9 protein-coding genes and 1 pseudogene are annotated in these 8,231 nt (G+C 68.7%); 4 read left to right on the top strand and 6 right to left on the bottom strand.

The window, feature by feature from the left end:
- Nucleotides 1-255: SH3 domain-containing protein (locus tag WAZ62_RS05065; protein WP_422642434.1), on the top strand; the 255-nt coding region annotated here is incomplete at its 5' end.
- A gap of 33 nt (nucleotides 256-288) precedes the next feature.
- On the opposite strand, the gene WAZ62_RS05070 is transcribed toward WAZ62_RS05065, so the two are convergent.
- From WAZ62_RS05070 to WAZ62_RS05085, 4 genes are all read right to left on the bottom strand, one after another.
- Nucleotides 289-966, bottom strand: coding sequence for a rhomboid family intramembrane serine protease (locus WAZ62_RS05070; protein WP_422642435.1), 678 nt, complete (start codon nucleotides 964-966; stop codon nucleotides 289-291).
- A 92-nt stretch (nucleotides 967-1,058) separates the two neighbouring features.
- Complete coding sequence (locus WAZ62_RS05075; protein ID WP_422642436.1) at nucleotides 1,059-2,288, bottom strand: class I SAM-dependent RNA methyltransferase; 1,230 nt, start codon at nucleotides 2,286-2,288, stop codon at nucleotides 1,059-1,061.
- Entirely contained in the window at nucleotides 2,281-3,021 is a 741-nt protein-coding gene (locus WAZ62_RS05080) for a TlyA family RNA methyltransferase (protein WP_422642437.1), read from the bottom strand. Before WAZ62_RS05080 ends, WAZ62_RS05075 begins: the two co-directional genes overlap by 8 nt.
- Nucleotides 3,021-4,454: an MATE family efflux transporter gene (locus WAZ62_RS05085; RefSeq protein WP_422642438.1), complete on the bottom strand. Its 1,434-nt coding sequence runs from the start codon at nucleotides 4,452-4,454 to the stop codon at nucleotides 3,021-3,023. Before WAZ62_RS05085 ends, WAZ62_RS05080 begins: the two co-directional genes overlap by 1 nt.
- A gap of 136 nt (nucleotides 4,455-4,590) precedes the next feature.
- Between WAZ62_RS05085 and queE the strand changes: the two genes are divergently transcribed.
- From queE to WAZ62_RS05100, 3 genes are read left to right on the top strand one after another with little or no spacing between them, the layout of a single operon-like run.
- The gene (gene queE, locus WAZ62_RS05090; RefSeq protein ID WP_422642439.1) at nucleotides 4,591-5,244 is read left to right on the top strand and encodes a 7-carboxy-7-deazaguanine synthase; all 654 of its coding nucleotides are present in this window, start codon (nucleotides 4,591-4,593) and stop codon (nucleotides 5,242-5,244) included.
- Between the two features lie 17 nt (nucleotides 5,245-5,261).
- A complete protein-coding gene (gene queC, locus WAZ62_RS05095) occupies nucleotides 5,262-5,960 on the top strand; it encodes a 7-cyano-7-deazaguanine synthase QueC (RefSeq protein ID WP_422642440.1) in 699 nt (232 codons plus the stop codon).
- Nucleotides 5,961-5,978: 18 nt separating this feature from the next.
- Nucleotides 5,979-6,512, top strand: coding sequence for a 6-pyruvoyl trahydropterin synthase family protein (locus WAZ62_RS05100; RefSeq protein WP_422642441.1), 534 nt, complete (start codon nucleotides 5,979-5,981; stop codon nucleotides 6,510-6,512).
- A 179-nt stretch (nucleotides 6,513-6,691) separates the two neighbouring features.
- Here the strand turns inward: WAZ62_RS05100 and WAZ62_RS05105 are convergent, their stop codons facing one another.
- Together WAZ62_RS05105 and WAZ62_RS05110 are read right to left on the bottom strand one after the other, a co-directional pair.
- Nucleotides 6,692-7,873, bottom strand: a complete 1,182-nt coding sequence (locus tag WAZ62_RS05105; RefSeq protein WP_422642442.1) for a pyridoxal phosphate-dependent aminotransferase — start codon at nucleotides 7,871-7,873, stop codon at nucleotides 6,692-6,694.
- Between the two features lie 88 nt (nucleotides 7,874-7,961).
- Nucleotides 7,962-8,231: pseudogene (locus WAZ62_RS05110) on the bottom strand (hypothetical protein); the annotation flags it as partial.

Here is an 8,231-nt window from a genome sequence, read left to right on the forward strand (position 1 = left end):
GTCCAGCTGGCCCGCCTGCCCGACGCCATGCGCAGCCCCGAGCGGGCGGATGCCCCGGTGCGGGTGGTCAATCTGGATGGCGACGGCATCGCGCTGCGCCGCTGCGGCCGCGACCAATGCGCCGTCATCGGCCGCCTGCCCGCCGGGCGCCAGCGCCTCGTCATTCTCGACAGCCAGTCCGGCTGGCAACTGGTCGCCAACAGCGGCGGCAGCGCCGGCTGGGCCCCGACTGACCGGCTCTACGGCAGCAACTGACGGCCCGGAGACCTTTTGGAGATCCGGCGGCTCTCAGCCCCATGGCCCGGGCCGGGGACGCAGCCGGTCGCGGAAGGGCCGGATCAACGCGATGCCGACCAGGAAGCCGCCGATATGGGCGACCCAGGCGATCTGTTCCGCGCTGGCCGCGCCCGACAGGCCATCGACCAGCTGGAACACGAACCAGAAACCGATGGCGACGAAAGCCGGCACCGGCACCGGGAAGAAGCCGATGAGGACGACCACCGGCTGGCGCGGATACAGCATCAGATAAGCGCCGAGCACGCCCGAAATCGCCCCTGAGGCGCCGATCAGCGGCGCCTTGGACAAGGGATCGACCAGCCCCTCGCCGAGCGCCGCCATCGCCGCGCAGAACAGGTAGAAGGCGAGATAGGGCAGATGGCCCAGCGCATCCTCGACATTGTTGCCGAAAATCCAGAGGAACAGGAGATTGCCCCCGAGGTGCCAGATGTCGCCATGCAGGAAGGCATAGGACAGCAGCGAGGCCGCCGAGGGCACGGCGCCAATATCGTAATCGGCCGGCAGTCCGTGGAACAGGAAGTAGGGCACGAAACCATAGCGCAGGGCATCCAGCTCGACATGACCGAGCGACTGCTGCACCAGCCAGATGCCGGCGCAGAGGATCATCATCGTGTTGTTGACCAGCGGTCGCCTGCGGGTCGGCAAACCATCGTGCAGAGGCAGGACCACCGGATACCTTTCGCGAGGACAGTCAGGCTCGGCAAGCCCCTTGCCGAATCTCGGGGCCAAGAGTGTCGAAAATCGGGCGGATTGCCAGCGTGCTATCGCTCGAAATGGGAGACCAGTTCGACATGGGACGACCAGGCGAACTGGTCGACCGGCAGCACGGGCCCCAGCCGGAAACCGGCCTCCGCCAGGATGCGGGCGTCGCGGGCGAAACTGGCCGGGCTGCACGAGACGGCAATGATCCGGCGCACCGGACTGTCCGCCAGGGTGCGCACCTGCGCCTCGGCGCCTTCGCGCGGCGGATCGATCACGACGACATCGCCCGCGTCGAATTCCACCGCCTCGACCGGCCGGCGATAGAGATCGCGGCGCGTCGCCTCGACATGCTTCAGGCCCCGGCCCTGGCGCCAGCCCCGGCCAAGCGCGGCGACCGCCGCCGCGTCGCCCTCATAGGCGATGACCGGCATCAGTTTCGCCAGCGGCAGGCTGAAGGTGCCGCAGCCGGCGAAGAGATCGATGGCCCGGCGATGCCCCTCGCCCAGCCGCGCCAGCACGGCCTCGACCAAAGCCGCTTCGCCCGCGGCCGAAGGCTGCAGGAAACCGGCCGGCGGCGGCGCCACCAGCGTCCCGCCAAAGGACAGATTCGGTGCCCCCCGCTCCAGCACGGTTTCGCCCGCCACCGTGATCCGCGCGACATCATGGGTGTTGGAGAATTCCGCCAGGGCTTCCCGCGCGGCGAGGTCGAGACGGATCTTGGCCCCGTCGAGGGCGAGATCGGTCCCGCCGGGCAGCAGGGTCACCGTCGCAGCCTCGAAGGCCAGGCGATGGGCGAGCGCGCGCAAGGGCGCGATCAGCCGAGACAGGCCGGGCAGGATCGCCGGGCAGGTCTCGATATCGACGAGGCGATGGGCGCGGCGCTCGTGAAAGCCGAAGAATATCCGCTTGCCGACGCGCAGCACGGCGAATTTCACCCGCCGCCTCTCGCCCGGGGGCAGGGATTTCGTCGGCAGGATCTCGACATCGTCGAAGCCCCGATGGGCCAGCGCCGTGCGAATGGCCTCGCGCTTGAAGGCGGCGATGGCCTCCGGCGCCAGATGCTGCAACTGGCAGCCGCCGCAGCGCCCGAAGACGGCGCAGACGGGCTGAACCCGGCCGGGCGACGGCTCGATCACCGCGTCGAGAACGGCCGACTTGCCCTCGGGCGTCACCCGGACCAGTTCTCCCGGCAGGGCGAAGGGGACATGGAGCGGGCCCTTCGGCCCCTCGATCACGCCGTCCCCTTGCGCGCCGAGGCGGATCACCCGGGCTTCGATCATTTCAGGCATCGCGCTTCGCCCCGATCAGGAATTCCACATTGCCCTCCGGCCCCTTGATCGGGCTTTCGGTGATACCGAGCACGCGCCAGCCGGGCCGGCCCGCCAGCCAGGCAGCGATCCGGTCGCAAACCTCCTGGTGCAGCTCGGGTTCGCGCACCACGCCGCCCTTGCCGACCCGGCCGCGGCCGACCTCGAACTGCGGCTTGATCAGCGCGACGAGATAGGCCCCCGGCTTCGTCAGTTCGAGCGCCGCCGGCAGCACGGTCTCAAGACCGATGAAACTGGCGTCGCAAACGACGATATCGGCCGGCTGCGGGATGATCTCCGTATCCAGATTGCGGGCATTTGTCCGCTCCAGCACGGTGACGCGCTCGTCGGTCCGCAGTTTCCACGCCAGCTGGCCGTGGCCGACGTCGACGGCATAGACATGGGCGGCCCCGCGCGTCAGCAGCACGTCGGTGAAGCCCCCGGTGGAGGCGCCGACGTCGATGGCGACGAAGCCCGTGGGATCGATGGCGAAAGTATCGAGGCCCTTTTCCAGCTTCAGCCCCCCGCGCGAGACCCAGGGGTGCGGCTGGCCCTTGACGTCGAGGGGAATATCCTCGGCCACCTTGTCACCCGCCTTGTCGAGGCGCCTGGTGCCGGTGAAGACGAGGCCGGCCATGATGACGGCCTGCGCCTTCGCCCGGCTCTCGACCAGGCCGCGATCGACCAGAAGCTGATCCAGCCGCACCTTGGCCATCACGCCACCTCGATCAGGTCGCGGTAGGCGGGGATGCGGCGCCGGCTGGCGAAACGCCGGACCATCAGCACCGCGAAGGAGCCGATGGCGAGGACGAAGCCCCACCAGATACCGTCGCCACCCAGGCCGAAGGGAAAGGCCAGCGCCCAGGACAGGGTGAAGCCGAGCCCCCAGTAGCACAGCATGGCGTAGATCATCGGCACCCGCGCATCCTGCAAGCCGCGCAGCAGATTGACGGCGACCACCTGCGCCGCGTCGACCACCTGGAACAGGGCGGCGAGGACGAGGAAACCGCTGGCATAGGCGAAAACCGCCGCATTGTCGGCCGTGGTCCGGTCGGCCAGGAACAGGCCGGCCAGATCCTCGCGCCAGAGCAGCATCACGAGCGCCATCGCCCCCATGAAGCCGCAACCGAGCACCAGCGCCGTCCAGCCGGTGCGGCCGATGGCGGCGGCGTCGCGGCTGCCGGTGGCGATGCCGATACGGATCGCCCCCGCCTGGCCGATGCCCAGCGCGAACATGAAGGTGACCGAGGCGATCTGGATCGCGATCTGATGGGCGGCGAGCGCCAGCGGCCCGATCAGCCCCATCAGCTGCGCCGCGCCCGAGAACAGCAGGACCTCGAAGGTGATGGTGAGGCCGATCGGCGTGCCGAGACGAACGACCTCCATCAGCTTCTGACCATCGGCCCGCCAGAAGCGGCCGAGCAGGCGAAAGCGCCGGAAGCGACGATCCAGCAGGATGAAGACGACCAGCGCGATCAGCGCCAGCAGGCCCGAGGCGACCGAGCCGAGGCCGGCACCGACGACACCCAGCGCCGGCAGGCCGAAATGGCCGAAGATCAGGGCATAGATGAAAATGCCGTTCACCGGCACCTGCAGCATGGCGATGACGAGGGCGGCGCGCGGCCGGTCGTAGGTCGCCATGAAATTGCGCAGCACGACATACCAGGTGCCGGTCAGCAGGATGGGCGAGACGGCGCGGACATAGCGCTCGGTCTCCGCCGCCAGCGTCTCTTCCTGACCGATCAGGCGAAGGAGAATGCCGATGTTCCACAGAAGCGCGATCACCGGCAGGCAGACGAAACCGGTCGCCCAGAAGGTCTGCCGGACGATGCGGCGCACCTCGCGCATGTGATGGCGCTTCGCCCCGACGGCATAGGCCATCAGGGGCACGGCCCCTTGCGCGAGGCCGATCAGGAACATCATCGGCACGATGATGACGGAAAAGCCGAGGGCGGCGGCGGCCAGCGCCCCCGGACCGACCCGGCCCAGCATGATGGTGTCGGTCGTCAGCATGGCGACGCCCGCCAGCTGGCCGAGGGCCAGCGGCAGGCCGAGGGCGATCAGCGCCCGGGCTTCGGCCATGACGCCGCGCCCGCTGCCCGTGGGCAACGCCGTCTGTCCCTTCACCCATCCGGCCGCTGCCGTCATCGAACCTCTCCTCGATCGAGCCGGGCACTATGACCGCCGACCTTCCGCTTGGAAAGGGGGGCGTGGGCAGGCCAGCCTTGCGCACGCAGGCGACAAGCAGCTAAACCCTTGGCCCTCGATCCCGCGCGGAGCCGCCATGCCCTATGCCGTCAAGGAACTGTTTCCGACCCTGCAGGGCGAAGGCGCGCAGGCCGGCCGCGCCGCCGTGTTCTGCCGCTTCGCCGGCTGCAATCTGTGGTCCGGGCGGGAAGCCGACCGGGCGGAAGCGACCTGCCGCTTCTGCGACACGGATTTCGTCGGCACCGATGGCGACGGCGGCGGCAAGTTCCCTGACGCTGAAGCCCTGGCGACGGCGATCGAAGCCTGCTGGGGCGAGGAACGGGCCTATCGCTATGTCGTCTTCACCGGGGGCGAGCCCCTGTTGCAGCTCGACGAGGAATTGATCGAGGCGATGCACGGGCGCGGTTTCGAGATCGCGGTCGAAACCAACGGCACCACGCGGCCGCCTTCCGGCATCGACTGGATCTGCGTCAGCCCCAAGGCCGGCGCCAACTGGTCCCTGCGCCGGGGCGACGAATTGAAGCTGGTCTTCCCCCAGGACGGCCTGATGCCGGAGGCGGTGGAAGAGATTCTGAAACCCGCCAGCGGCAATGCCTTCCGCCATTATTTCCTGCAACCGATGGACGGCCCCGACCAGACGCGCAACATCGCCGCCGCCACCGACTATTGCCGGCGCCATCCGCGCTGGCGCCTCAGCCTGCAAACCCACAAGCTGATCGGCATTCCCTGAACCCCGGAGATCGCCCCATGACGGAAAAAGCCCTGGTCCTGTTTTCGGGCGGTCAGGATTCGACGGTTTGCCTCGCCTGGGCGCTCGACCGTTTCGAGACGGTGGAGACCATCGGCTTCGATTACGGCCAGCGCCACAGCATCGAGCTTGAGTGCCGGCAGACCGTGCGCCGCCGTCTTGCCGAGGATTTCCCGCGGTGGCGGGACCGCCTGGGCGAGGATCATCTGCTCGATCTCGGCATTCTCGGCGCGATCAGCGAAACCGCCCTGACCCGCGACGACGAGATCCGCCTGCAGGCCGATGGTCTGCCCAATACCTTCGTGCCCGGGCGCAACCTGCTGTTCTTCACCTTCGCCGCGACCATCGCCTGGCGTCGGGGCCTGCGCCATCTCGTCGGCGGCATGTGCGAGACCGATTATTCCGGCTACCCCGATTGCCGGGACGATACGCTGAAAGCCTTGCAGGTCGCGCTGAACCTCGGTATGGACCGGCGCTTCGTCGTCGACACGCCGCTGATGTGGATCGACAAGGCGCGGACCTGGGCCCTGACCGAACAGCTGGGCGGCCCGGCCCTCGTCGAGCTGGTCCGGGCGGAAACCCACAGTTGCTACAAGGGCGAGCGGCAGGTGGAACATCCCTGGGGCCGGGGCTGCGGCCGATGTCCCGCCTGCGACTTACGCGCCACCGGCTGGACGAAATGGCGCACGGGGCGCTGAACAGGACAGGCATTCTTCATGGATTTCGTCATCACCCGGCAGATCGCCATCGACGCCGGGCACCGTATCGCCAGCCACGGCTCGAAATGCCGGCACCTGCATGGTCACCGCTATGTGATCGAGGCCAGCTGCCGGCCGGTCGCCGGCGACTTGCAGGATCAGGGCGAACAGGCCGGCATGGTGCTCGACTTCGGCTTCCTGAAGGACGAGATGATGACGCTGATCGACACGCCCTGCGACCACGGGCTGATCGCCGATCTCGCCGACCGCGCCCTGCTCGGGCTTTTCGTGCCCGAGGGCCGGAATGGCGATGAATGGCACGCCGCCCTGGCCGCCACCGTCCGCGCGCAAGGCTTCGCCGCGACCAGCGATAGCCGCCTTGGCCAGAAGCTCTATGTCGTGCCCTTCCCGCCGACGGCGGAAGGCCTCGCCCGCCACTGGTTCGAGCGCCTCGCCCCCGCCATCACAAGGCGCAGCGACGAAAAGGCGATGCTGACCCGCGTCACCGTCCACGAAACCCCGAACTGCCGGGCCGACTACGCGCCCGTGTAATTCTTGTGGTATCTTGGAGAGTACCCCGTCGTCCCGGCGAAGGCCGGGACCTTGTGCCGGTCGAGACACCTCTATCGTCCCAAGACTCCGGCCTTCGCCGGAGTGACGACAGGGGGGTGGGGAAACCGGAATGACAAAAGAACTCGTCGCGCCGGATAGGGCCCCGTGGTTACGGTGCGTCAGCGTTTCGCGTGGCGGTCGGCGAAGCGCAGGATGCGGTTGCAGGCGTCTTCCATGACCGGCAGGTCATAGGTCATGGAGAGGCGGAGGTGCCCGCCGGCTTCCGGGCCGAAGGCGTCGCCGACCAGGGTCGTCACCCGCTCTTCCTCGAAGAGGCCGTTGGCGAATGCCTCGGCGGACAGGCCGGTGCGGCGGACGTCGACCATGACGAACATGCCGCCTTCGGGCCGGTGGCACGACAGATGGGGGCTCTGCCCCAGCCGCTCGAAGACGAGGCGGCCGCGTGCGCGATAGGCTTCCTTCATGCGTTTCTGCGCCGTCTGGTCGCCCTCGATCGCCTCGAGCGCCGCCGCCTGGATGAAGGGCGGGCAGGAATAGATCATGCAGAGGACGAGCCGGCAGTAATGCTCGACGAAATCCCGGGGGCCGACCGCCCAGCCGATGCGAAAGCCGGTCATGGCATGGGATTTCGACAGGCTGCACACGGTGATCGCCCGCTCGGCCATGCCGGGCAGGCTGGCCGGGCTGATGTGCGGCCGCTCGTGGGCAAGGCTGGCATAGACCTCGTCGGTCAGGACCCAGAGGTCGCGGCGCTTCGCGACATCGGCCACGGCCTCGATTTCCTCGCGGGTCATGACCGCGCCGGTCGGATTGTTCGGCGTCGTCAGCATCAGGCCCCGGACGCCCGGCTGGGCCGCCGCCTTCTCGAGGTCGGCCGGATCGAGGTGGAAGCCCCGCTCGGGATAAAGCGGCACATCGACGATGGTGCCGCCGGCGGCGCCGATCAGCGCTTCATAGGTGACATAGCGGGGCGAGGGCACGATCACCGCATCCCCGGGGCCGAGCAGGACCTGGGCCGCCGCGAACATGGCCGATTGCGCCCCGGCGATGACGACGACGTTTTCCGCCTCGACCTCCTGCCCGGTCAGGCGGGTGTGATACCTGGCGATGGCGGCACGCAAGCGGGGGTCGCCCGGGATATCGCCGTAATGGGTATCCCCTGCGTCGAGCGAGGCTTTCAGGGCGGCATTGATGTTGGGGGCCGAGTCGAAATCGGGATCGCCGACCGACAGCAGGATGACCTCTTCGCCCCGGCGCTGGGCTTCGACACCACGGAAATGAATGCCCCAGGCGGTGGAGCCCTTGCCCCCCAGCCGCTCGACCCTCGAAGAAAAATGCATGACACGCCCTGTGGAAATCCGAAACGCCACCATACCGAAGGGGGCCGTCCCCCGCCACCATGGCCCCCCTGCGCCGGGTGCAGACCACCTAGACGCCGAGCCGGCGCCTCGCCTCGCCGAGGCAGGCCTCGCGCCCGGGCGGCGGGTCTTGCGCCAGCCACCAGTCGAGGAGATCCTTCATCATCCGGCTGACCACGGGGCCGGGTGCGAGGCCAAGGGCCAGAAGATCGCCGCCCTTCAGCGGGAATTCGGGCACATCGAGGGCGGATATCCGCGCCGCCAGCGCGGCGTCGCCCGCCAGCAGGGCGCGGTCCTCGGCCGCCTGGCGGCCGTGCAGGGTGATCAGGCGCCGTAAGGC

Source organism: Zavarzinia sp., assembly GCF_049306435.1.
GTDB lineage: Bacteria > Pseudomonadota > Alphaproteobacteria > Zavarziniales > Zavarziniaceae > Zavarzinia.